Origin of the sequence: Atlanticothrix silvestris CENA357 (genome assembly GCF_016056295.1) — a bacterium.
GTDB classification, from domain to species: domain Bacteria; phylum Cyanobacteriota; class Cyanobacteriia; order Cyanobacteriales; family Nostocaceae; genus Atlanticothrix; species Atlanticothrix silvestris.
In genome coordinates, this window is sequence record NZ_JAECZB010000091.1 from 1 (window position 1) to 1,032 (window position 1,032).

Here is a 1,032-nt window from a genome sequence, read left to right on the forward strand (position 1 = left end):
GCATACGAACAACACGAAAAATAGTCACTCATGAATTAAAAGCAAAGTATCTATCAAGTGTCCTCGAACTCTATTGTTATACCATTTCACGAAAAATTTGATACAGTAAACCTTTCAAGGTCTACTGTATCTAGGTTTTTTAATTGCGAATTGCGACTTGCGATCTTCGCAGCGTAAAGTCTGCGGCATAGCTACGCTTAGAGCGACGAAGGAGCGTCATTGTGAATTGGTATTAGAGCGTGTTTGAAAAGTCTAATTTAATACCAGCCCAGGCGACTGAAAGTCGCGCGCCACTTACTTCTCCCAAGGGAGACGCAAGGGCGCAGTGGCTTGGTTACACGGACAGGACGCGTAGCGGCTTCCCTCCGGGAATGCCACAGACCTGGGTTGAAAACCTTGATTTTGTGTTATTCCGCGCAGGTGGACTTTGTTTGTGTAGTAGCGAATTATATTCGTCTAAAACTTTTCAAACATCCTCTTACAGTGTTCTCCTTGTCTAATATGCCAAGTTCACACGACGCTTTAGGCAGATGATTTAGTTAATTGTGTGCGTTTCATAAGTTTTGGTTCTAATACCAATTCTCTAAAATATGGCTACAGATGAGAGAATAAGATTTAATGAGATGAAGGATGAACAATGTCAGGGGTATATAAACTAGAAATTAAAGAAACTCAAGAAGAACTCAAAGAGTTACTGGCAATACAAAAAACTGCAACTGGTAAAGAACGAGTGCAGTTACTCTATCTACTCAAAACAGGGCATGGTCAAACAATTTCTCAAACCGCAGAAATGATTGGTCGCAACCGAGTCACACTACACAAATGGATTCGACAGTACAAAGCGGACGGAATTGAAGGACTATTAAAACAAAAATCTTCACCAGGAAGACCAAGAACCATTCCAACATGGGCAGAAAAAGCACTAGATAAAAGATTGCACGAAGTACAAGGGTTTAATGGTTATCAAGAAATTGTCGAATGGCTAGAACAAAACTTGGGAGTAAATACTTGCTACAAGACAGTTCACAAACT

At 40.5% G+C, this 1,032-nt stretch carries 1 protein-coding gene; it reads left to right on the top strand.

Annotated features, from left to right (window positions below; all coding sequences use genetic code 11):
• Positions 1 to 637: 637 nt before the first annotated feature.
• Positions 638 to 1,032, top strand: a 395-nt coding sequence (locus I8751_RS22155; protein ID WP_214441257.1) for a helix-turn-helix domain-containing protein, incomplete at its 3' end; no start/stop codon positions are given.